Source organism: Acidovorax cavernicola, assembly GCF_003581445.1.
Window position 1 is genome coordinate 1 of sequence record NZ_QXMN01000066.1, and the last position, 22,212, is coordinate 22,212.

Annotated in this window: 21 protein-coding genes and 2 rRNA genes; 9 read left to right on the plus strand and 14 right to left on the minus strand. The window is 67.0% G+C overall.

Annotated elements, in window-relative coordinates; genetic code table 11:
- Positions 1–139: 139 nt before the first annotated feature.
- From D3H34_RS29420 to glyQ, 5 genes are read right to left on the minus strand one after another with little or no spacing between them, the layout of a single operon-like run.
- The gene (locus D3H34_RS29420) at positions 140–1,123 is read right to left on the minus strand and encodes a M48 family metallopeptidase (protein ID WP_434057719.1); all 984 of its coding nucleotides are present in this window, start codon (positions 1,121–1,123) and stop codon (positions 140–142) included.
- Between the two features lie 42 nt (positions 1,124–1,165).
- Positions 1,166–1,945, minus strand: coding sequence for a lysophospholipid acyltransferase family protein (locus D3H34_RS29425; RefSeq protein ID WP_119558217.1), 780 nt, complete (start codon positions 1,943–1,945; stop codon positions 1,166–1,168).
- Positions 1,945–2,523 (minus strand): D-glycero-beta-D-manno-heptose 1,7-bisphosphate 7-phosphatase, encoded by a 579-nt coding sequence (gmhB, locus tag D3H34_RS29430; RefSeq protein WP_119558219.1) that lies wholly within the window; start codon positions 2,521–2,523, stop codon positions 1,945–1,947. Before gmhB ends, D3H34_RS29425 begins: the two co-directional genes overlap by 1 nt.
- 37 nt (positions 2,524–2,560) lie before the next feature.
- Entirely contained in the window at positions 2,561–4,693 is a 2,133-nt protein-coding gene (glyS, locus tag D3H34_RS29435; RefSeq protein WP_119558221.1) for a glycine--tRNA ligase subunit beta, read from the minus strand.
- A 15-nt stretch (positions 4,694–4,708) separates the two neighbouring features.
- Positions 4,709–5,617, minus strand: a complete 909-nt coding sequence (gene glyQ / locus D3H34_RS29440) for a glycine--tRNA ligase subunit alpha (protein ID WP_119558223.1) — start codon at positions 5,615–5,617, stop codon at positions 4,709–4,711.
- A 227-nt stretch (positions 5,618–5,844) separates the two neighbouring features.
- Between glyQ and D3H34_RS29445 the strand changes: the two genes are divergently transcribed.
- From D3H34_RS29445 to D3H34_RS29455, 3 genes are read left to right on the plus strand one after another with little or no spacing between them, the layout of a single operon-like run.
- On the plus strand, positions 5,845–6,813 hold the full coding sequence (locus tag D3H34_RS29445) for a diacylglycerol/lipid kinase family protein (protein WP_119558225.1): 969 nt from the start codon (positions 5,845–5,847) through the stop codon (positions 6,811–6,813).
- On the plus strand, positions 6,810–7,637 hold the full coding sequence (locus D3H34_RS29450; protein WP_119558227.1) for a metallophosphoesterase family protein: 828 nt from the start codon (positions 6,810–6,812) through the stop codon (positions 7,635–7,637). Before D3H34_RS29445 ends, D3H34_RS29450 begins: the two co-directional genes overlap by 4 nt.
- Before the next feature lie 11 nt (positions 7,638–7,648).
- Complete coding sequence (locus D3H34_RS29455) at positions 7,649–8,482, plus strand: phosphatase PAP2 family protein (protein ID WP_119558253.1); 834 nt, start codon at positions 7,649–7,651, stop codon at positions 8,480–8,482.
- Positions 8,483–8,618: 136 nt separating this feature from the next.
- Here the strand turns inward: D3H34_RS29455 and D3H34_RS29460 are convergent, their stop codons facing one another.
- A complete protein-coding gene (locus D3H34_RS29460; RefSeq protein ID WP_119558229.1) occupies positions 8,619–9,689 on the minus strand; it encodes an asparaginase in 1,071 nt (356 codons plus the stop codon).
- Between the two features lie 98 nt (positions 9,690–9,787).
- The gene (locus D3H34_RS29465; RefSeq protein ID WP_119558231.1) at positions 9,788–10,153 is read right to left on the minus strand and encodes a winged helix-turn-helix transcriptional regulator; all 366 of its coding nucleotides are present in this window, start codon (positions 10,151–10,153) and stop codon (positions 9,788–9,790) included.
- Positions 10,154–10,246: 93 nt separating this feature from the next.
- On the opposite strand from D3H34_RS29465, the gene D3H34_RS29470 reads away from it, so the two are divergent.
- Positions 10,247–10,612: a YybH family protein gene (locus tag D3H34_RS29470; RefSeq protein WP_167481297.1), complete on the plus strand. Its 366-nt coding sequence runs from the start codon at positions 10,247–10,249 to the stop codon at positions 10,610–10,612.
- A gap of 24 nt (positions 10,613–10,636) precedes the next feature.
- On the opposite strand, the gene chrA is transcribed toward D3H34_RS29470, so the two are convergent.
- From chrA to D3H34_RS29495, 5 genes are all read right to left on the minus strand, one after another.
- Positions 10,637–11,881: a chromate efflux transporter gene (chrA, locus tag D3H34_RS29475; protein ID WP_119558233.1), complete on the minus strand. Its 1,245-nt coding sequence runs from the start codon at positions 11,879–11,881 to the stop codon at positions 10,637–10,639.
- A 36-nt stretch (positions 11,882–11,917) separates the two neighbouring features.
- The gene (gene lnt / locus D3H34_RS29480; protein WP_119558235.1) at positions 11,918–13,543 is read right to left on the minus strand and encodes an apolipoprotein N-acyltransferase; all 1,626 of its coding nucleotides are present in this window, start codon (positions 13,541–13,543) and stop codon (positions 11,918–11,920) included.
- Entirely contained in the window at positions 13,543–14,421 is an 879-nt protein-coding gene (locus D3H34_RS29485; RefSeq protein ID WP_119558237.1) for a CorC family transporter, read from the minus strand. Before D3H34_RS29485 ends, lnt begins: the two co-directional genes overlap by 1 nt.
- Before the next feature lie 90 nt (positions 14,422–14,511).
- Entirely contained in the window at positions 14,512–15,240 is a 729-nt protein-coding gene (locus tag D3H34_RS29490) for a GNAT family N-acetyltransferase (RefSeq protein WP_119558239.1), read from the minus strand.
- A 120-nt stretch (positions 15,241–15,360) separates the two neighbouring features.
- A complete protein-coding gene (locus D3H34_RS29495) occupies positions 15,361–15,834 on the minus strand; it encodes an Lrp/AsnC family transcriptional regulator (protein WP_119558241.1) in 474 nt (157 codons plus the stop codon).
- A 156-nt stretch (positions 15,835–15,990) separates the two neighbouring features.
- On the opposite strand from D3H34_RS29495, the gene hppD reads away from it, so the two are divergent.
- The 5 genes from hppD to D3H34_RS29520 all read left to right on the plus strand — a co-directional run bounded on the left by hppD (position 15,991) and on the right by D3H34_RS29520 (position 21,609).
- Entirely contained in the window at positions 15,991–17,118 is a 1,128-nt protein-coding gene (hppD, locus tag D3H34_RS29500) for a 4-hydroxyphenylpyruvate dioxygenase (RefSeq protein WP_119558243.1), read from the plus strand.
- Positions 17,119–17,147: 29 nt separating this feature from the next.
- The gene (locus tag D3H34_RS29505; protein WP_119558245.1) at positions 17,148–17,960 is read left to right on the plus strand and encodes a transporter substrate-binding domain-containing protein; all 813 of its coding nucleotides are present in this window, start codon (positions 17,148–17,150) and stop codon (positions 17,958–17,960) included.
- 20 nt (positions 17,961–17,980) lie between these two features.
- The gene (phhA, locus tag D3H34_RS29510) at positions 17,981–18,853 is read left to right on the plus strand and encodes a phenylalanine 4-monooxygenase (protein WP_119558247.1); all 873 of its coding nucleotides are present in this window, start codon (positions 17,981–17,983) and stop codon (positions 18,851–18,853) included.
- A gap of 127 nt (positions 18,854–18,980) precedes the next feature.
- Entirely contained in the window at positions 18,981–20,672 is a 1,692-nt protein-coding gene (locus D3H34_RS29515) for an AMP-binding protein (protein WP_119558249.1), read from the plus strand.
- Positions 20,665–21,609 carry an MBL fold metallo-hydrolase gene (locus tag D3H34_RS29520; RefSeq protein ID WP_434057720.1) on the plus strand — a complete coding sequence of 315 codons (945 nt, stop codon included), beginning with the start codon at positions 20,665–20,667 and terminating at the stop codon, positions 21,607–21,609. The genes D3H34_RS29515 and D3H34_RS29520 overlap by 8 nt, the downstream gene beginning before the upstream one ends.
- 150 nt (positions 21,610–21,759) lie before the next feature.
- On the opposite strand, the gene rrf is transcribed toward D3H34_RS29520, so the two are convergent.
- Positions 21,760–21,872, minus strand: a 5S ribosomal RNA gene (gene rrf / locus D3H34_RS29525).
- A 128-nt stretch (positions 21,873–22,000) separates the two neighbouring features.
- Positions 22,001–22,212: ribosomal RNA gene (locus D3H34_RS29530) — 23S ribosomal RNA — on the minus strand; the annotation flags it as partial.

Below are 22,212 nucleotides of genomic sequence, written 5' to 3' on the forward strand. Positions count from 1 at the left end.
CCGCAGGTTGCCCCGGAGCGCAGCGAAGGGGTCGCAGACAGTGGGGTCGCCTTTTCTTTGCTTACTTTCTTTTGGCGAAGCAAAAGAAAGTAAGTCGCCCGCCGGGGCGAGACCCGGCCCCGGGAAAAAAAGAAGCCAGTCAGCCCCACCGAGGCACAGCCTCATCCTTCAGCTGCTGCCTCAGCACCCCGTAATCAGGCACAACACTCTCAACAGTTTCCCAGAACCGATGCGAGTGATCCATCACCCGCAGATGCGCCAGTTCATGCGCCACGACGTAGTCGACAACAGGCAAACGAAAGTGGATCAATCGCCAGTTCAGCCGGATAGACCCATCCGCACTCGCACTCCCCCACCGCGTCGCAGCATTGGAGAGCGACAGCTTCTGCCATGACACGCCAAGAAGCGGCGCAAAGTGATCCAGCCGCTCGATGAACAGCTTCCGCGCCTGCCGCATCAACCAGGCCTGCGCCGCATCCCGAATCTGCGAAGGTGCCGCGTTCTGCGCCACCGCCAGCCGCAGCGTGCGCGGCCCGCCCCCTTCGACGGCAGGATCGAGCGTCCCGCCCACACTGGCAAACCCATGCTTCGGATCCAGCCGGATCACCACAGGCTCCCCCAGAAAAGGAAACTCCGCGCCGTCTTCCCAGGCAATCCGCGTGGCCTCGACGCGTGCATTGCGTTGCTGCGTCTCCGCCAGCTTGCGCAGGATCCAGTCGGCCTTCTCGCGCACCGCCGCATCGACGTCGCGCAGCGTGACCCAACGCGGCGCACGCACCGACAGCCCTTCCGCGCCGACCAGAAAGCCGATGGTCTTGCGCTGCCCGCGCTTGAACTCGTAGGCCACGCGCGCCGACCCCAGCACCACTTCGCGCGTGGCTTGCGGGTGGACGAAATGCGCCAGCGTCAGCGTGTCGGCCAGCGGCACCGCAGGACGTGCATCGACGACGGATTCGGTGGACGGCGTGGCGGCCACCAGCGGCACCGGCGCAGGAGGCACGGGCACTGGCGCCTTTTTCCTCGGCCGCCGCGGCGGCGTCACCGCAGGTGCCTGTGCCGGCGGCGCGAATTCGCTCCCCAGCCCCTCGAAGAGGTCCATGGTGAACTGCAGCATTCCCCGCATGTCGGGTCCGATTCAGGGCAGGTAGGTGATGACGGCGGCGCTTCAGCCCGCTTCGCGCGGCAAGGTCTGCTGCGGCTGCGCCTGGCTGTCGGTGTAGGCCTCGGGGTCGAGGCGGCGCATCTCGGCCTCGATCCAGGCTTCGACTTCACGCATCAGCTCGTCGGGCTTGCGGCCCACGCTCGAAATGGCCGGGCCGATCGACACGTCGACCACGCCGGGACGCTTGATGAACGCCTTGCGCGGCCAGACCTTGGCCGAGGTGACGGCAATCGGGATCACGGGCACGCCGGTTTCGCAGGCCAGCCGCGTGCCGCCGCTCTTGTAGGTGCCCTTCTGCCCGCGCGGAATGCGCGTGCCTTCGGGGAACATGATGATCCAGATGCCCTGCGCGAGCAGCTTGCGGCCCTGGCTCACGACCTTGTTGAAGGCCTGCGCGCGCTGGCTGCGGTCGATGTGGATCATGTCCAGCCGCGCCATCGCCCAACCGAAGAAGGGCACGTAGATCAGTTCCTTCTTGAACACGTAGGCCAGCGGATGCGGCATCAGCGTGGGCATCAGGAAGGTCTCGAAGGTGGACTGGTGCTTGACCAGCAGCACCGCGCCCGCGAGCTTGTCGGTCGGCAGGTTTTCCATGCCGGTCACGCGCGTGCGGATGCCCATGATGACGCGCGCACCGTCGACCGCCCAGCCGAGCCAGCGCACGGCCATCCAGTACAGCGGAATGCCGCGCTTCCAGAGCGAGCTGACGCACATGATGATGCCCCAGGGCACCACGGTGACGAGCATCCACAGGGCGTGGAGAACAGAACGGAGAAACGCCATCAGACAGCCACCTGCAGTGCGGCCCGCGCTTCGCGCGCGAGCAAAAAGTCGACAAAGGCGGCGAGGTCTTCATGCACCCTCGTGTCCGCCGGATATTCGGAAGGCAGCGGGTCGACCCCGCGGCAGGCCGCGCCCATGCCCGTGAGCAGCAGGTGCGGCTCGCAGCCGGCGGACGCGCCGGCCTGCAGGTCGCGCAGGCTGTCGCCCGCGGTCGGCACGCCCTTCAGGTCGATGCCGAAGCGATCGCCGATCTGAAGGAACAACCCGTCCTTGGGCTTGCGGCAATCGCAGTCCTCGTCGGGGCTGTGCGGGCAATAGAACACCGCATCCACCTTGCCGCCCACGGCCGCGAGCATCTTGTGCATCTTGGCGTGCATGGCATTGAGCGAGGCCATGTCGAACAGCCCGCGGCCCAGGCCCGACTGGTTCGACGCGATCACCACATGCCAGCCCGCATGGTTGAGCCGCGCCACGGCCTCGAGCGCACCGGGCAGCGGCGTCCACTCGATGTCGCTCTTGACGAAATCTTCGCGGTGCACGTTGATCGTGCCGTTGCGGTCGAGGATGACGAGCTTCATGGCGGAACCGCTCCTGGTGGAGGGATGGGGCACGGCGTCAGGCAGCCAGCCGTTCGAGCTGCGCGACGCGGTTCATCGCGGCATGCAGCGACATCAGAAGGCCCAGGCGGTTGAGCCTCAGGTCGGCCTGCTCGGCATTGACCATCACGTCCGTGAAGAACGCATCGACCGGTTCGCGCAACGCAGCCAGCGTCTGCAGCGAGCCGGTGTAGTCGCCCGCGTCGAACTGGGCGTTGGCGGCGGGCACGACCTGCGCCATCGCGGCGTGCAGCGCCTTCTCGGCGGGCTCCTGCAGCAGCATCTCGCTGACGTGGGCGTCGGCCTCGGGCGCCTTCTTCAGGATGTTGCCGATGCGCTTGTTGGCGGCAGCCAAAGCGGCAGCGGCGGGCAGCGCGGCGAAGGCGCGCACGGCGGCCAGCAGCTTGGGCACTTCGCCCAGGCGCTGCGGCAGCGGCGCCAGCACGGCGTCGACTTCCTGTGCGCTCGCGCCCTGCTCGCGCAGGCTGCCGGCGAGGCGGTCGAGGATGAAATCGCGCAGCTCGACCGTGGCCTTGCTGCTGTCGAAACCGTCGATGGTGCTGAACTGCGCAGCGGCGTCCTGCAGCAGGGCGTCGAGCCCCAGCGCGAGGTCTTTCTCGATCAGCATGCGGATCACGCCCAGCGCGTGGCGGCGCAGCGCGAACGGGTCGCGGTCGCCGGTGGGCAGGTTGCCGATGCCGAACATGCCGACCAGCGTCTCGAGCTTGTCGGCCAGCGCGACCACGAGGCCCACGCCGTTGCGCGGCAGCTCGTCGCCGGCGAAGCGCGGCTTGTAGTGGTCTTCGATGGCGTCGGCCACGGCTGCATCGAGCCCGTCGTGCAGCGCGTAGTAGCGGCCCATCGTGCCTTGCAGCTCGGGGAACTCGCCGACCATGTCGGTCACGAGGTCGGCCTTGGCCAGTTGGGCCGCCTGCGTGGCCTGCGCGGCCACCGTGGCGTCGCCCAGCTTCTCGGCAATGCCGCGCGCGATGTGCATCACGCGCTGCACGCGCTCGCCCTGCGTGCCGAGCTTGTTGTGATAGACCACCTTGCCCAGCGATTCGACGCGCGAGGCCAGCGATTTCTTGCGGTCCTGGTCGAAGAAGAACTTGGCGTCGGCCAGGCGCGGGCGCACCACGCGCTCGTTGCCCTGGATGACCGCGCTCGCATCGTCGGGCGTGATGTTGCTGACGACGAGGAACTTGTTCGTCAGCTTGGCTTGCGCATCGAGCAGCGGAAAGTACTTCTGGTTGGCCTTCATCGTGAGGATGAGGCATTCCTGCGGCACTTCGAGAAACTCCGGCTCGAAGCCGCAGACCAGCACGTTCGGGCGTTCGACCAGCGCGGTCACTTCGTCGAGCAGCGCGTCGTCGTGGATCGGCACCGAGCCGCCACCGACCTTGACCGCAGCCGCCGCAAGCTGGCGTGCGATCTCGGCGCGGCGCGCCTCGAAGCTGGCGATGACGGCGCCTTCGTCCTGCAGTTGCAGCGCGTAGCTGTTGGCGTCGCGCAGCGCCACAGGATCGACGGCCGCCTCGAAGCGGTGGCCGTGCGTGTCGCGGCCGGCCTTCAGGCCCAGCGCCTCGATGGCCACCACGGCATCGCCGTGCAGCGCCACCAGGCCGTGCGCGGGACGCACGAAGCTCACGCTGCTCCAGCCCGGCAGCTCGCAGCCGCTTTCGAGCTGGTAGCTCATGACCTTCGGGATCGGCAGCTTGGCGATGGCTTCGGCCAGCGCCTTCTGCAGGCCTTCGGCCAGCGTCGCGCCCTTGGCGGTGCTTTCGTAGAACAGGGCTTCGGCCTTGCCGTCCATCGCGCGCTTCAGGCCCGGCACGGCGGACGCGTCGGCGCCCAGCGCACCCAGGCGCTTGAGCAGTGCGGGTGTGGGCTGGCCCGAGGCGTCGAGCCCCACGGCCACTGGCATGAGCTTTTGCGACACGGCCTTGTCGGCGGCGCGCTCGGCCACGTGCGTGAGGTGCGCGGCAAGACGGCGCGGCGAGGCGTAGGGCGTGAGCACCGAGCCGGCCTCGGCCAGGCCTTGCGCCACGAGCTGGTCGCGCAGCACGCCGGCAAAGGCTTCGCCGAGCTTCTTCAGCGCCTTGGGCGGCAGCTCTTCGACAAACAGTTCGACCAGGAGGGAGTTCTTGTTCATGGGGGTCGTCATCGCTCAGGCTGCCTTCTTGGGTGCGATCTGTGCAACCCATTCGCGCGGGGCCATCGGGAAGCCCAGGCGTTCGCGGCTGTCGTAATAGCTCTGCGCCACGCTGCGCGCGAGGTTGCGGATGCGGCCGATGTAAGCCGCGCGCTCGGTCACGCTGATGGCACCGCGCGCGTCGAGCAGGTTGAAACTGTGGGCGGCCTTGAGCACCTGCTCGTAGGCCGGCAGCGCGAGCTGCTCGGTCATGAGGTGCTTGGCCTGCTTTTCGTGCGCGTTGAACGCGGTGAACAGGAACTCGGCGTCGCTGTGCTCGAAGTTGTAGGTCGACTGCTCGACCTCGTTCTGCTTGTAGACGTCGCCGTAGCTCAGACCGTCGGTCCACGTGAGGTTGTAGACGTTGTCCACGCCCTGCAGGTACATGGCCAGGCGCTCCAGGCCGTAGGTGATTTCGCCGGTGATGGGCTTGCAGTCGATGCCGCCGACCTGCTGGAAGTAGGTGAACTGCGTCACCTCCATGCCGTTGAGCCAGACCTCCCAGCCCAGGCCCCAGGCGCCGAGCGTGGGGTTCTCCCAGTCGTCTTCCACGAAGCGGATGTCGTTCTTCTTCAGGTCGAAGCCCAGGGCTTCCAGGCTGCCGAGGTACAGCTCGAGGATGTTGCTGGGCGCGGGCTTGAGCACGACCTGGTACTGGTAGTAGTGCTGCAGCCGGTTGGGGTTCTCGCCGTAGCGGCCGTCCTTGGGGCGGCGGCTGGGCTGCACGTAGGCGGCCTTCCAGGGCTCGGGGCCCAGCGCGCGCAGGAAAGTGGCGGTGTGCGAGGTGCCCGCCCCCACTTCCATGTCGTACGGTTGCAGGAGCGCACAGCCCTTGTCGGCCCAGTACGACTGCAGTTTGAGAATGATTTGCTGGAAGGTCAACATGAAGCTGGCCGGCGTCGGGGGCCGGACATTGGACGGGACGGTGGCGCGGCAGACGCCGCGAAAGGCGACGATTTTACGTTCGCGGGAGGGCATCTCTCCCACAGCCGCTCGGGATGCCGGCTGCCCCGGCGGCGGACGCGGCTGTGGGACAAAGCCCGGCCCCGCACGCTTTTTTGCGTTTTCCGCCGCCTTCGGCACTTTCCTGTGCTTTCCCCCTCTCTCACTGCATGGCACCGCCCCACATCGGCCCCGACACTTCCTTTTTCATCGTGCTCAATGCCGGCTCCGGCAGCGAAAGCGCCACGCAGGCCCGGCAGATCATCGACGAGGCCTTTGCCGCCGACGGTCGCCGGCACCGCGTGTTCCTTGTCGACGGCCCCGGCCGTGTGCAGGCGCTGGCGCGCGAAGCGGTCGAACGCGCCCGCGCCGTGGGCGGCGTCGTGGTGGCCGCGGGCGGCGACGGCACCATCAACGCCGTGGCCCAGGCCACGCTCGGCAGCGGCTGCCCCTTCGGCGTGCTGCCGCAGGGCACCTTCAACTACTTCAGCCGCACCCACGGCATTCCGCGCGACACGGCGCAGGCGCTGCAGGTGCTCCTGACACAGCAGCCCCGGGCCGTGCAGGTGGGACTGGTGAATGACCGGGTGTTTCTGGTGAATGCCAGCATGGGCCTGTACGCCGATCTGCTGGAGGAACGCGAAAGCCACAAGGCGCGCTTCGGCCGCCACCGCTGGATCGCGTTCTACTCGGGCCTGCTGACGGTGCTGCGCGGGCGCCATCGCCACTGGCACCTGCGCATCGCCTCGCGCGGGCACGAGCGCGACATCCGCACGCCCACGCTGTTCGTGGGCAACAACCCGCTGCAGCTGATGCAGGTGGGCGTCGACCACGCCGAGGCACCCGAGCAGGGCCAGCTGACCGCGGTGGCGCTCAAGCCGGTCGGCTTGCTGGCCATGCCGGGGCTGCTGGTGCGCGGCGCGCTCGGCCGGCTGGGCGATGCCGACGAGGTGCTGAGCTTCCCCTTCGAGTCGATGACGGTGAAAGCCGGCCGGCTGCGCACGCCGCGCCGCGTGAAGATCGCGACCGACGGCGAGGTCGACTGGGTCGACATGCCGCTGCTGTTCCGCGTGGCGCCCGATCCGCTGTGGCTGGTGCGGCCCGACAGTGCGCCCGAGCTGGAGGCGGCGCGGCCATGACCTGCCTGCTGCAAGTGTCCGATCCGCACTTCGGCACCGAGCAGCCCGAGGTGCTGCATGCGCTCGAGCGCCTGGCGCACGCGCTGGCGCCACGGGCGGTGCTGCTGTCGGGCGACATCACCCAGCGCGCCACGCGCCGCCAGTTCGCGGCGGCGCGCGCCTTCGCCAACCGGCTGGCCGCGCCGGTGATCGCCATTCCAGGCAACCACGACATCCCGCTGTTCCAGCTGGCGGCACGCGTCTTCGCGCCCTACGCCCGCTACAGCGCGGCCTTCGGCGCCGACCTGGAACCGGTGTTCGCCAGCGACCACTGGCTGGTGGTCACGGTCAACACGACGCGTTGGTACCGGCACGAGGACGGCGAGGTGTCGCCCGCGCAGGTCGAGCGGGTCGCGGCCCGACTGGCACAGGCAACGCCTTCGCAGGTGCGCGTAGTCGTGACGCACCAGCCGGTGCTGGTGACACGCCCCGAAGACCGACAGAACCGCCTGCACGGCCGCGAGGCCGCCGTGATGCGTTGGACGGCGGCGGGCGCGGACCTGATCGTCGGCGGCCACATCCACCTGCCCTTCGTTCGCCCGCTGGACGAGCACTTTCCGGGCTGCCCGCCCATGGCCTGGGCGGTGCAGGCCGGCACCGCCGTGTCGACGCGCGTGCGCTGGGACGCGCCGAATTCGGTGAACTTGTTGCGCGCAGAAGCGACCGACGACGGCGCGCAGCGCGTCTGCGTGGTCGAACGCTGGGACTACTCGGCGGCCGACCAGGCCTTCATGCCCGTCGACCTCGTGCGGCTTCCGCTTGCCAGCCGCGCGGCGGGCCCTTAGGGTTGCGCCGCATGCCTCCTGCGGACACCCTTTCTCTTTCTTCTTCCCCCTTGATTCTTCTTGCACAACAGCTGGGCGAACACGCCCTGGCCTGGTTCTCGCTCGTGCTGGTGGTGTCGGTGCTCGGCACCGGCCTCGCCTGCCGGATGCTGCAACGGCGCCATCCCCTGCCCGACACCGGCGAGCCCGACGAATCGCGACTGGCGCTCGGCCTGGGCCTGGGTTTCGTGCTGATCCTCGCGGCGGCGGTGCTGGTCGCGTGGATCGCCTCGCACCTCGGCGACGGCCGCACCATGGGCCGCGCCGACCAGGCGCTGGCCGATGCCATCGCCACCCATGTGCCGTGGGCCGCGCTCGTCAGCTTCAGCTGGCTCACGCACCTGGGCGACGCGCAACTGCTCGCGCCCGTGGCCGTCGTGGTCGCGCTGCTGCTGTGGCGCAACGCACACCGCGGGCTGGCGCTGGGCTGGGTCGTCGCACTCGGCGGCATCGTGGTGCTGAACCCCGCGCTCAAGCACATCTTTGCGCGCGCCCGGCCGGTGCATGACCACGGGTTGGCGCTGGAAACGAGCTTCAGCTTTCCCAGCGGCCACAGCTCGGGCGCGATCGTGAGCTACGGGATGCTGCTGTACCTCGCGCTGCGGCTGCTGCCCGCGCGCTGGCATGTGCCGGTCGCCATGGCCACGGCGGCGGCCATCGTCACCATCGCCTGCAGCCGGATCTTCCTGCAGGTGCATTTCGCGAGCGATGTCGCCGCCGGCCTGCTGACCGGCCTGGGCTGGCTGCTGGTGTGCGTCAGCAGCCTCGAATACGCACGGCACCGCAAGGAACGCGCGCTGCGCTGAAAACAAAAAAACCCGCCGGGCGCAGCCCAGGCGGGTCTTCCAGAAACACCGTGGAACCGGCTTCGCCGGGCCACAGGTGTTGCCCCCGGACGGGGGCAGGCGAAGCGACACGAAGTGCGCGCAGCCTGGGGGCGAATCAGTACTCCCAGAAGATGCGCTGCAGTTCCTTGGTGTTGTTGGTCTTGGTCAAAGCCACCATCGCCAGGATGCGCGCCTTCTGCGGACGCAGGTCGTGCGCCACCACCCAGTCGTACTTGTCGTCGGGCTGCTCGGCATTGCGGATCACGAAGCCGTCGGGCACGCGCGAGCTGCGAATCACGATCACGCCGTCGGTGCGCGCCTTCTGCAGGTTCGGCACGATGCGGTCAGCCACGGAGCCGTTGCCCGTGCCGCCGTGGATCAGCGCCTTGGCGCCACTCTTGGCGATGGCGTCGATGGCGATCGACGACACGCCTTCGTAGCCCATGGCGATTTCGACCGGCGGCAGCGCGGTGATGCTGTCGATGTCGAACTCCGAGTTCATGGTGTGGCGCTTGACCGGCGCGCGGAACCAGTAGTTCTTGCCCTCGACCACCATGCCCAGCGGACCCCACTGGCTGGAGAACGCGCTGGTCTTGATGTTGACGTTCTTGCTCACGTCGCGGCCGCTGTCGATGTTGTCGCCCATCGTCACCAGCACGCCCTTGCCCATCGCGTCCTTGCTGCCGGCCACCGTGACGGCGTCGTACAGGTTGAGCGCGCCGTCGGCCGACAGGGCCGTGCCCGGGCGCATCGAGCCGATCACCACGATCGGCTTGTTGGTGTGCACGGTGAGCGTCAGGAAGTAGGCGGTTTCTTCCAGCGTGTCGGTGCCGTGGGTGATGACGATGCCATCGACGTCCGACTGCTTGGACAGCGCCGAGACGCGCTTGGCCAGCGTCAGCAGGTTGTCGTTGGTGAGGCTTTCCGATGCGACCTGGAACACCTGCTCGCCGCGCACGTTGGCGGCCTTGGACAGCTCGGGCAGGCCGGCGATCAGCTTCTCGACGCCGACCTTGGCGGCCGCATAGGTGGCGCTGTTGACGGCCGACGCGCCGGCGCCGGCGATGGTCCCGCCTGTGGCCAGGATCACCACGTTCGGCAGCGCCTGCTGGGCCTGCGCGAGCGCGCTGGCCGCGAGCAGTGCGGCACCGGCCGCAAAGGCACGGAAATGGGTAGAAAAGTACATACGGACTCCTTGGTTTGAGGATGATTTCTCGAGGCGGCGAGGAAGATACATGAACCATGCCCGCGTGCCCTGCCGCCGCATGCCGGCATGGCATGCGGTCATGCACGGTCCGGCTGCTTCGCCCACAACTCCAGCGCATCGAGCACGGGGACGAGCGCGCGGGCCTGCGCCGTCAGGCCGTAGCTCACCACGCGCGGAAAGCCCGCCGACGTGCGCCGCACCACCAGGCCGCGCCGCTCCATCTGCGTCAGCCGTTCGGACAGCACCTTGGCCGTGACGCCGGGCAGCGCCGCCATCAACTCGCCGTGGCGAAGCTCGCCGACGTTCAGGTGCCACAGCAGCAGGGCGTTCCAACGATGCCCGAGAAACTGCAGCCAGTCTTCGACCGGGCAGTCCACCGGCAACACGCGCGCGGGCACATCCAGTTCCGGTAGCGCATGGGAGGTTCCGACAGACGACGCCATGGGGTTTCCATTTGGATAGTGCTGCGGCGCGGTGATTCACTCGGGCCTCCCGCTTCACGACCTCTCTCACGCGCCCTGCGCGGCCTTCGCACCATGACCAAGATAGCACGCCCTGCCGACATCAATCCCGCCTTCGCACAGGCCTTCAACCGCCGGGACGTCGCCGCGCTGCTGAGCCTCTACGAGCCCGACGCGGCACTGCATCCGCACGATGCGGCGCAGCCGCTGCAGGGGCACGCGGCGCTCAGGGCTGCATTCGAGCAGCTGATTCTTGCGCCCGGCCACATGGTGTCGCGCAACGCCTCCTGCATGGTCTGCGGCGACATCGCACTGCTGAGTGCCGAGTGGACGATCAGCGACCCACCGGGCACCGTGCTGGCGCGCGGCAGCAGCGCCGAGGTGGCGCGGCAACAGCCGGATGGAAGCTGGCTCTACGTGATCGATCGCGCCCTGGCATAGCCGCATCGGCCTGCAGCGCAGCCTTCACAGAAGGGCCAGCAGCCAGCCCGCCACCGCCGCCAGCACGACCACCAGCACTGGTGACATTCGCGCGTACACCAGCAACCCGAACGCCGCCAGCGCGAGGCCGAAGTCGGCCTTCGAATGAATGGCGCTCGTCCACACCGGGTCGTAGAGCGCCGCGAGCAACACACCGACGACCGCCGCATTCACACCGGCCATCGCGCGCTGGACGCCACCGCGCTGGCGCAGCGTCTCCCAGAACGGCAGCGCGCCGGCCACCAGCAGAAAGGCGGGCAGGAAGATGGCCAGCAGCAGCGCCATGCCGCCCACCCAGCCACCGAGCGGCGGTGGCATGGCAGCGCCGAGGAAGGCTGCGAAGGTGAACAAGGGCCCCGGCACGGCCTGGGCTGCGCCGTAGCCGGCCAGGAACACATCGTTCGAGACCAAGCCTGTGGGCACCACGCCGGCCTGCAGCAAGGGCAGCACGACGTGTCCGCCGCCGAACACCAAGGCACCCGCCCGGTAGAAAGAGGCCGCGACCGACAGCGCCGACGACTCCACCGCCGCAGCCAGCATCGGCAGTCCAACGAGCAGGACGAGGAACACGCCCAGCAACGTGGCGCCGGTCGCCCTGCTCACGCCGTAGTCGCGGTGCTGCGCCGTGGGAAGCTGGCCCAGCTGCACCGCCCACAGGCCGACAACGCCACCGGCGACGATGGCAGCGATCTGCCCGATGGCCGAAGGCACCGCGAGCACCAGCAGCGCCGCAACGATGGCCACGCCCGCGCGCAGCCGGTCGGGGCACAGCGACTTCGCCATGCCCCACACCGCCTGCGCCACGATGGCCACCGCGACGACCTTCAACCCATGCACCGCGCCCGATTGCGCCAGGACCGACCATCGCGTGACGCCGACCGCGAAGAGGATGAGCGCCACGGCGGAAGGCAGCGTGAACCCGAGCCACGCCGCCAGCGCCCCTCCCCAGCCTGCGCGGCCGAGCCCCAGGGCGATGCCGACCTGGCTGCTCGCGGGTCCGGGCAGGAACTGGCACAGTGCCACCAGGTCGGAATAGCTCTTGTCGTCGAGCCACTTGCGGCGTTCCACGAACTCCGCGCGGAAGTAGCCCAGGTGCGCCACCGGGCCGCCGAAGGAGGTCAGGCCCAGCACAAGGAAAGCAAGGAAGACCTCGAGCACCGGGCCTCTGGAACGAGGGGCGCCTGCGCCTTCAATGGCGGGGGGTGCGGCAGGCTTGTGGCGGTGCTTCATGGACGGTGGCGTCGAACCCGCATCCGCCGGTGCCGATCAGCCCCGGGTGCGCTCGGGCCGAAAGAAGGCCGCACCGAGCACAACGATCGCAAGCGCCGCGATCCACAACGGCCACAGGCCGAAAGGCGCCACCCAGCGCGCAAAGGGCGTGAGCCCGCGTCGGCCTTCGACCGGCGCCTCGAGCACGCCGCGCGTGAGGCGCGGCAGCTGGTGCGTGACACGGCCCGCGGCATCGATCACCACGGTCGCGCCGGTGTTGGTGGAGCGCACCATCGGCCGCGCGAACTCGAGCGCCCGCATGCGCGAGATGGCCAGGTGCTGGTCGATGGCGACCGAGTCGCCGAACCAGGCGATGTTGCTGACGTTGAGCAGGATGGTCGGCGCCGTCGCCTCGTCGCGGAAGTTCGCGCCGATCTCGTCGCCGAACAAGTCTTCGTAGCAGATGTTGGGCGCGATGCGCTGGCCCTGCCAGACGAAAGGCGCCTGCGCGAGACCGCCGCGCTCGAAGTCGCCGAGCGGGATGCTCATCATGCGGATGAACCAGCGAAAGCCCGGCGGAATGAATTCGCCGAAGGGCACGAGGTGGTGCTTGCTGTAGGCGTAGGGCTGCGCCGCACCGGGCAGGAAACCGAGCACGGCGTTACGGTACGTGCCCGCCCCCTCGCCCAGCGGCAGGCCGACGATGGCCGCCTGCTGCGAGCCCGGCTGGCCGTAGCGCGCCTGGATGGCGTCGAGGTAGCCGACGGGCAACTGCCGCGGCAGCAGCGGCAGCGCGGTTTCGGGCGTGACCACGAGCTGGGCCTTGGCGTCGCGCAGCTGTTCGGCGTACCAGCGCAAGGCGGTTTCGATGCCGCCGCCCGGAATGAATTTCTCGTCCTGCGGGATGTTGCCCTGCAGCAGCGCGACCTGCAGCGTGCCAGCGGTGCCCTGCGCGCCGCGCGCGTCGGCAGGCAGCGGCGAGGCGAGGTTGGGCAGCATGAAGATCACACCGGCCAGGGCCACGGCCAGCGCCATCGATGGCATGCCACGCAGCGGCAGGCGCCGTGCGACCAGCGCCACGCTCAGCGCGGCGGCACCGCCAATGCCGTACACACCGACCCACGGCGCCAGCGCGGCCAGCGGGCCGTCGACATGGGCGTAACCACCCGCGCCCCAGGGAAAACCGGTGAACCAGCTGCCGCGCACCAGTTCAGCCAGTGTCCACAGCGCCGCGAACACGAAGGCGCCCGCGATGCGCCCCGCCGGCCCGCGCACCACGAACCAGGCACTGGCGACGGCGTAGTAGAGCCCGAGCGCCGCGGCCAGCGCGAGCACAGCGATCACCGCCAGCGGCGCTGGCAGCCCGCCGTAGGTGTGCATCGAGATGAAGAGCCACCAGAAGCTGCCGGTGAGCCACGCGGTCGCGAACACCCAGCCATGCAGGCCGGCGCGGCGCCAGCCCGCGCCCTGCGCGCGCAGGCCGTCGAGCAGCCAGACCAGCCCGGCCAGCGACAGCAGTTGCAGCCACCACAGCGGACGGCCATCGCCGGGCCAGGCGATGGACAACGCCTGCGCGACGCCCGCCAGGCCGAAGCCGAGCAGGCGCAGGAGCCCGCTGGCGGCGGAGGAAGGGGGAGAGGATGGCGAGACGCGGGCCGGGGCCGCTGCTGCGGGCGCCGGCATCAGTCGGCCGCGTCGCCGCCGCGCGCCGGCGACACCCGGAACCAGCGCACCGCGCCGCCCTTGGTGTGCAGCACGACGAAGTCGAAGCCGCCGATGGCATGGTGCTCGCCGCGCTTGGGCACATGGCCCATCTCGTGCGCGATCAGCCCGCCGATGGTGTCGAAGTCTTCGCTGAGCTGTTCTTCGTTGAAGACGATGCCGAAGGCCTCGGCCACGCGCTCGATGGGCGTGTCGCCCGAGACGCGGTAGGTGTGGTCGGCCAGACCGAAGATGTCGCCCTCGTCTTCGGCGATGTCGAATTCATCTTCGATCTCGCCGACGATCTGCTCGAGCACGTCCTCGATGGTGATGAGGCCGGCCACGCGGCCGAACTCGTCGATGACGATGGCCAGGTGGTTGCGGTTGCCGCGGAATTCACGCAACAGGTCGTTCAGGCCCTTGCTCTCGGGCACGAAGGTGGCCGGACGCAGCAGCGCACGGATGTTCAGCCCCGGCGCGCGCTGCAGCTTGAGCAGGTCCTTCGCGAGCAGGATGCCGATGATGTTTTCTTTTTCGCCCTCGTAGACCGGAAAGCGCGAGTGCGCGGTCTGGATCACGGCGTGCAGCATCGCGTCGAAGGGCGCGTCGATGTTCACGAGGTCCATGCGCGGCGCCGCGACCATCACGTCACCGGCCGTCATGTCGGCCATGCGCAGCACGCCTTCGAGCATCACGCGCGATTCGGCGCCGATCACCTCGTTGTCCTCGGCGTCGGCCAAGGTTTCGATCAGCTCGTCGCGCGAATCGGGACCGGGGTGGATGAATTCGGCGAGCTTCTGGAGAAAGCCGCGCTTGTCTTCCCGTTCGACGGGAGCGCGTTCAGGGTGAGGGTCGGCCACTGCGGGAGGGCGGAGTTGAAGAAAGACAAGGATAACGGATTGCGCATGACAGGCTCTACCGTCCGGCCGGCATAGGCCGCCCTCGCCTGCTCACTGCGCCGATTTGCCTCGCGCGTCGCGCATGCCGCTGCGCACTTCCTGCAGGCTCGCGAGGAAGGCCCAGAACTGCTTGGCGCGGCTCTTGAGCGCGAAATCGACCGCGGCGTAGTGCTCCAGCGCGATCTCGCTCATGCGGCTGTCGAAGGTGGCGGTGGGCAACTGCAGGTGCGCTTCCGACTCCGAGCCGCTGCGCACCACGGTGGCGCCGGCGTTGCGGGCGATCTTGAGCATCGCGGCGTTTTCGCTCAGCGCATGGATGAACAGCATGCCCACGCCTTCGTTGCGTGCAGCAACCACGGCACGCTCGAACAGGCGGGCACCGTAGCCGCGGCCACGGGCGTGCGACGACACGGACACGCCGAACTCGGCGCAGTCGCTGTGCTGGTCGTCGGGCGCGTAGGCCACGTGTGCCATCGCGATCAGGTCGAGGCGGCGGTTGTAGATACCGAACAGTTCGTCGCGGTCGAAGTCCAGGCCTTCGACATAACGCAGGACCTGCTCGTCGCCCGCGGCGTAGCCGAATCGCAGGTAACGGTCGTGCGGGGTCAGGTCGAGCAGGTGGCGCGCGATGCGCTCGCGTTCGCGCGGGCCGATCGAGCGGGTCGGCACCATGACGGGGGGTGGCGCGCTGACGGCGCGCGGCTGCGCCTCAACCATCGGCGCCTTCAGGAAAGAGCCGAGGCCGAGAGACGCTTTGAGAAGGGTCTTGGCGGTGAGCATGGTTCAAATGTAAGGGTTTTCCCTTAATCACCAAACCCGCAAGGGCACTTTTGGGACACTTTTAGGACGCATTCGTGACCCGATACCAGAGTCCGTGGTCTTTCCGCAACCAATTTGTGGTTAAACGGGAACAGATGTTGTGGCTTTGACACGGTCGAGCACGAAGCTGGTCTTGCAGTCTTCGACGCTGGGGTGCTTCAGCAGGGTGTCCATGATGAAGCGGCTGTAGTGCGCCATGTCGGCCACCACGACGCGCAGCAGGTAGTCCATGTCGCCGGTGAGCGCCGCGCACTCGACCACCTCGGGCCAGGTCTGCACGCTGGCACGGAACAGGTCCATGGGGTTGCGCTTGTGGCTTTCGGTGTGTTTTTCGAGCCGCACATTCAGGTAGGCCGTGAGGCCCAGGCCGACCGCCTCGGGCTGGACCAGGGCCACGTAGCGGTCGATGACCTTGTGCTCCTCGAGCCGCTTGACCCGCCGCAGCACGGCGCTGGGCGACAGGCTGACCTGCTCCGCGATCTGGTCGTAGGTGGCGCGGCCATCTGCTTGCAGCGTGCGCAGAATGAGCCGATCAATCTTGTCGAGTGCTTCCATTTCATCATTTTTGCAGTTTTACTGCGTCATGGCCATCGACAGCGCCCGGAAACGCAGAAAACCTGAACGCCTTCCGGCCTACAGTGCTGCACGGCCCGAACACGGGCCTTTGTTTTCCTTTCTGAACAACTTTCCCACTTTCCGGAGACAGCATCCATGAGCCTCGCCGACGCCCCCGCCTTCACGCCCTGGGAGAACCCGATGGGCACCGACGGTTTCGAATTCATCGAATACGCGGCACCCGATCCGGTCGCCATGGGCAAGGTGTTCGAGCGCATGGGCTTCGTGGCCATCGCCAAGCATCGCCACAAGAACGTGCTGCTGTATCGCCAAGGCACGATCAACTTCATCCTGAACGCCGAACCCGATTCGTTCGCCCAGCGTTTCGCGCGCGAGCACGGCCCGAGCGTGTGCGCCATCGCCTTCCGCGTGCAGGACGCCAAGCAGGCCTACGAGCGCGCCACCTCGCTGGGCGCCTGGGGCTTCGCCGACAAGGCCGGCCCGGGCGAGCTGAACATCCCCGCCATCAAGGGCATCGGCGACAGCCTGATCTATCTGGTGGACCGCTGGCCCGGCAAGAACGGCGCGAAGGCGGGCGACATCGGCAACATCGGCTTCTACGACGTGGACTTCGAGGCGCTGCCGGGCGTGTCGTCGCAGGAAGCGCTGGTGCGCAAGGGCAACGGCCTGACCTACATCGACCACCTGACGCACAACGTGTACCGCGGCCGCATGGACGTGTGGGCCAATTTCTACGAGAAGCTCTTCAACTTCCGCGAAGTGAAGTACTTCGACATCGAAGGCCAGGTGACCGGCGTGAAGAGCAAGGCCATGACCAGCCCCTGCGGCAAGATCCGCATCCCGATCAACGAAGAAGGCAAGGAACAGGCCGGCCAGATCCAGGAGTACCTGGACATGTACAAGGGCGAAGGCATCCAGCACATCGCCATGGGCTCGGACGACCTGTACGCCAGCGTCGACGCGCTGCGCGCCAACGGCGTGACGCTGCTGGACACCATCGACACCTACTACGAGCTGATCGACAAGCGCATTCCCGGCCACGGCGAAAGCGTGGCCGAACTGAAGAGCCGCAAGATCCTGATCGACGGCAAGAAGGACGCGCTGCTGCTGCAGATCTTCAGCGAGAACCAGCTGGGCCCGATCTTCTTCGAGTTCATCCAGCGCAAGGGCGACGACGGCTTCGGCAACGGCAACTTCAAGGCGCTGTTCGAGAGCATCGAGCTCGACCAGATGCGCCGTGGCGTGTTGAGCGCCGCAAAATAAGGCGCTTCACCACTGCCCTGGAGCCCGGCATGCGCCACGCGCCTTCTTCGACTGTCGTCACCACTTTCGTCGCGGCAGTCGCCGCAGCTGCCGTGCTCTCGGGCTGCGCCTCGGCGCCGACCGCGGCCGGCCCGGCCGCCTCGCACCTGGACACGGTGCAGAAGGCCGCAGTGCTGCGCATCTGCACGCCGGGCGACTATCGGCCCTTCAGCTTCCAGAAAGCCGACGCCTCGTTCGAAGGCATCGACGTCGACCTGATGGCCGGCTTCAGCGCCAGCCTCGGCGCGAAGCCAGCGTGGGTCAAGACGACCTGGGCCAACCTGCTGCCCGACCTGGGCGCGGGCAAGTGCGACATCGCCGTGGGTGGCGTGTCGGTGACCACCGACCGCCAGAAGCGCGCCTTCTTCAGCGCGCCCTACATGGTCAACGGCAAGACGCCCATTGCGCGCTGCGCCGATGTGGCCAAGTACCAGAGCGTGGCGGCCATCGACCAGCCGTCGACCCGTGTGATCTTCAACCCGGGCGGCAGCAACGAACGCTTCGCCCGCACCAACTTCAAGCACGCCAAGCTCACGCTGCACGGCGAGAACGTCACGATCTTCGACGAGATCCTGGCCAATCGCGCCGACGTGTTCGTCACCGAATCGGCCGAGGCCATCACGCAGCAGAAGCTCAAGCCCGGACTGTGCGCGGTGAACCCCGACAAGCCGCTGCAGTACGGCGAGATGGCCTGGATGCTGCCGCGCGACGACGTCGCTTTCAAATCGTATGTCGACCAATGGCTGCACCTGCAGCAAGCCGGCGGCGACTTCCAGCGCGTGATGGACCGCTGGCTCAAATAACCCGAGAGACCGAACTCCCCATGGATACCCCCGCCGCCGTTGTCACCCCTGCCGTCTATGGCGCATCCGATCGCCCGCCGCGCGGCGACTACTCGCGCGGCGGCTCGGTGCAAGCCGACTACACCTGCCCGCAGGACTGGGCCAGCTACACGGCGGCCGACCACGACACCTACAAGCGGCTGTACGAACGCCAGGCCGCACAGCTGCCGGGCCTGGCCTGCGACGCCTTCGTCCAATCGCTGCCGCTGCTCGGCGTAAAGGATCGCATCCCGCGCTTCGAGGAACTCAACGAACGCCTGCACCGCGCCACCGGCTGGGAGATCGTGGCGGTGCCGGGGCTGATTCCCGAACTGCCGTTCTTCACGCTGCTGGCGAACCGCAAGTTCCCGGTGACCGACTGGATTCGCAAGCCCGAGGAGTTCGACTACATCGTCGAGCCCGACGTGTTCCACGACCTGTTCGGCCACGTGCCGATGCTGTTCGATCCGACCTTCGCCGACTACGTGCAGCGCTACGGTCAGGGTGGCATGAAGGCGCACGAACTCGGTGCCGGCGAGAAGCTGGCGCGCCTGTACTGGTACACGGTCGAGTTCGGCCTGATCCGCCAGCCTGAAGGCCTGCGCGCCTACGGCGCCGGCATCCTGAGTTCGGTCGGCGAGCTGCAGCACGCGGTGCGCAGCCCCGAGCCGCACCGCCTGCCGCTCGACCTGCTGCGCACCATGCGCACGCAGTACAAGATCGACACGTATCAGGCCAACTACTTCGTGATCGAGAACTTCGCACAGCTCTTCGACCTCACGGCCCCCGACTTCACGCCGCTGTACCGCGCGCTCGAGGTCGAGCCCGACATCCCGGCCGGTGTGCTGCTGCCGGGCGAATCCGGCAACGCCTGATTGCCTTGCACTGACCCGGATGCGCACGGCGGCTATCGCCTGCGCGACACCGGGTGTGCGCCCCTAGGACAAGCCCGCTGGCGGGTGGGAGGCATTGGCTCCCACAATCCGCGCCAAAGGAGCTTGCATGCAGACATCCGCGCGACAGAACTACCCGGCCGGCGTGCCGCACGAGATTCATCCGGAGCAGTACCGCTCCCTGCCTCACATGTTCGACGAGGCCTTCGGCCGCTACAAGGACCGTCCGTTCTCGGTCTGCATGGAGCGCTGGATGTCGTACGGCGAGCTCGACACGCACTCGAAGGCGATGGGTGCCTGGCTGCAGTCGCAAGGCCTCGAGCCCGGCGCGCGGGTGGCGATCATGCTGCCCAACGTGCCGCAGTTCGCGGTCACGATGTGCGCCGTGCTGCGCGCGGGCTACACCTGCGTCAACGTCAATCCGCTGTACACGGCGCGCGAACTGGAGCACCAACTCAAGGACTCCGGCGCGACGGCCATCGTCATCCTCGAGAACTTTGCAGCCACGCTCGAACAGGTGATCGAACGCACACCGGTCAAGCACGTGGTGATGACCGCGATGGGTGACCTGCTCGGCGGGCTGTACGGCACGTGGATCACGGTGGCCGTGCGCCATCTGGCCAAGATGGTGCCGCCCTATAAGCTCCCCTTGAGCGACGGCCGCACCGTCACGCCGTTCAAGCAGGCGATTGCCGAAGGCCGCGGGCGCACGCTCGGGCCCGACCGGAGCACGCTCGATTCCATCGCCTTCCTGCAGTACACGGGCGGCACCACCGGCTTGTCGAAGGGCGCCGTGCTCACCCATCGCAACATCGTGGCCGCCACCCTGCAGGCCGAAGCGTGGTTCACACCCGCACTGGCGCGGGCCGGTGACCTGGCGAAGGTCAACAGCATCGCCGCGCTGCCGCTGTATCACATCTTCGCGCTGACGCTGTGCCTGCTGGTGATCCGCCAGGGTTCGCACATGACGCTGATTCCCAACCCGCGCGACTTCAACAAGTTCGTCGCGGTGCTGAAGAAGCGGCCTTTCCACATGCTGCCGGCGGTGAACACCTTGTTCAATGCGCTGCTGATGCACCCGGAGTTCAAGACCGTCGATTTCTCCACCCTGTTCGTGTCGCAGGCCGGCGGCATGGCCGCCTCCGAAGGCACGGCGCGCAAGTGGTTCGAGGCCACCGGCTGCCCGATGATCGAAGGCTGGGGCATGAGCGAGACCTGCGCGATCGGCACCAACAACCCGGTGTCGAACACGAAGTTCACGGGCACCATCGGCCTGCCGTTGCCGAGCATTGAGATTGCGATCAAGGACGATGAAGGCCAATCGCTGCCGATCGGCCAGGCGGGTGAGCTCTGCATCAAGGGCCCGAACGTGATGACCGGCTATTACAACCAGCCCGCCGAGACGGCAGCGGCCTTCACCGCCGATGGCTTCATGCGCACCGGCGACATCGCCGTGATGCAGGAAGACGGCTACAGCCGGATCGTCGACCGCAAGAAGGACATGATCCTGGTGAGCGGCTTCAACGTGTTCCCCAACGAACTGGAGAACGTGATCTCGCTATGCCCGGGTGTCGTCGAATGCGCGGCCGTGGGCGTACCGGACGAGAAGCAAGGCGAAGCCATCAAGGTCTTCGTGGTCCGCAAGGATCCGGCCTTGACGGAAGACGCCGTGCTCCAGTACTGCAACGGACAGCTCACCGGCTACAAGCGGCCGAAACACATCGAGTTCCGCGAGTCGCTGCCCAAGACCAACGTCGGGAAGATCCTGCGACGCGAGCTGCGCACCGGCGCCGGTGCCTGAGCGCGTGGGGCACGAGGAGGCCAGCGCCGGACTGCCGGCGAATGTCGTCGTATTCGAACGGGGGTGGTTGTCTTCGAACAACATCCTGTTCGTAGGGGCAGAGGAAACGGCGCTGGTCGATACGGGATATGCCACGCATGCCGATCAGACGCTGGCCCTGGTGGAGTCTGTATTGGGAGAGCGTCCTCTCGATCGTGTGCTGAACACGCATCTGCACAGCGATCACTGCGGAGGCAACGCGGCACTGCAACAGCGCTACCCGTCGTTGCGAACGGACATTCCTCCTGGAGAAGCGGCGCTGGTCGAGCGGTGGGATGTACAGGGTCTGAGTTTTCTTGCGACGGGGCAGAGTTGCCCACGCTTCGGCTTCACTGGATTGCTCGAACCGGGCACGGAATGCCTGTTGGGCGACAGCGCCTGGCAAGTGCATGGCGCTCCAGGCCACGATCCACATTCAGTGATCCTGTTCGATCCGGCATCGCAAACCCTGATTTCTGCGGATGCGCTGTGGGAAAACGGGTTTGGTATCGCTTTTCCGGAATTGATGGGTGAGCCGTCTTTCGCGGATATCGGGGCGACGCTCGATCTGATCGAAAAGCTGGCACCTCGGCAGGTCATTCCGGGACATGGCGGAGTCTTCGCCGATGTCGATCGTGCATTAGAGACGGCACGCAAGCGCCTGGCTGGCTTGGAGCGAGATCCTTTGAAGCACGCCCGTCATGCGCTGAAGGTGTTGATGAAGTTCAAGCTTTTGGAGCTGCAGGCTGTGTCGTGGGGGGAGTGGGCTGGTTGGCTACTGGGTACGCCGTACTTCGAACGAATCCGGGCTCGATTCTTTGCAGATGAGTCTCTGGATGCTTTGACGAACGATCTTCTGTCGGAGCTGGTTGCGGCTGGGGCGGCGCAGTCAGATGCTTTTGGCGTCCGCAACGCCTGATTGCGAGCTGTTGCAGCAATAAAAAAGCGCCGTCTCTTCGAGATTGGCGCTTTTTTGTCTGTTGATTCGCTCTTGTTTTGCGTGTTCTTTTACGTCGCGCAAAGCAAAAAACCCCAGTCATTGCTGACTGGGGTTTTCTGGGCTGTAAGAGCCTGACGATGACCTACTTTCACACGGGAACCCGCACTATCATCGGCGCTGAGTCGTTTCACTGTCCTGTTCGGGATGGGAAGGAGTGGTACCAACTCGCTATGGTCATCAGGCATAAATGGTTGTTCTGCTGATCACACGATCAGGAGAACGAATTCATAGAGTTTGGAATCAGCTTTTGGCGAATTATTTTGAATGCGTCAACTTGGCATAACACCTTGATCAGATTGATCAAAGTTATAGGGTCAAGCCGCACGAGCAATTAGTATCAGTTAGCTTAACGCATTACTGCGCTTCCACACCTGACCTATCAACGTCCTGGTCTTGAACGACTCTTCAGGGGGCTCAAGGCCCCGGCAGATCTCATCTTGAAACGAGTTTCCCGCTTAGATGCTTTCAGCGGTTATCTCTTCCACACTTAGCTACTCGGCAATGCCACTGGCGTGACAACCG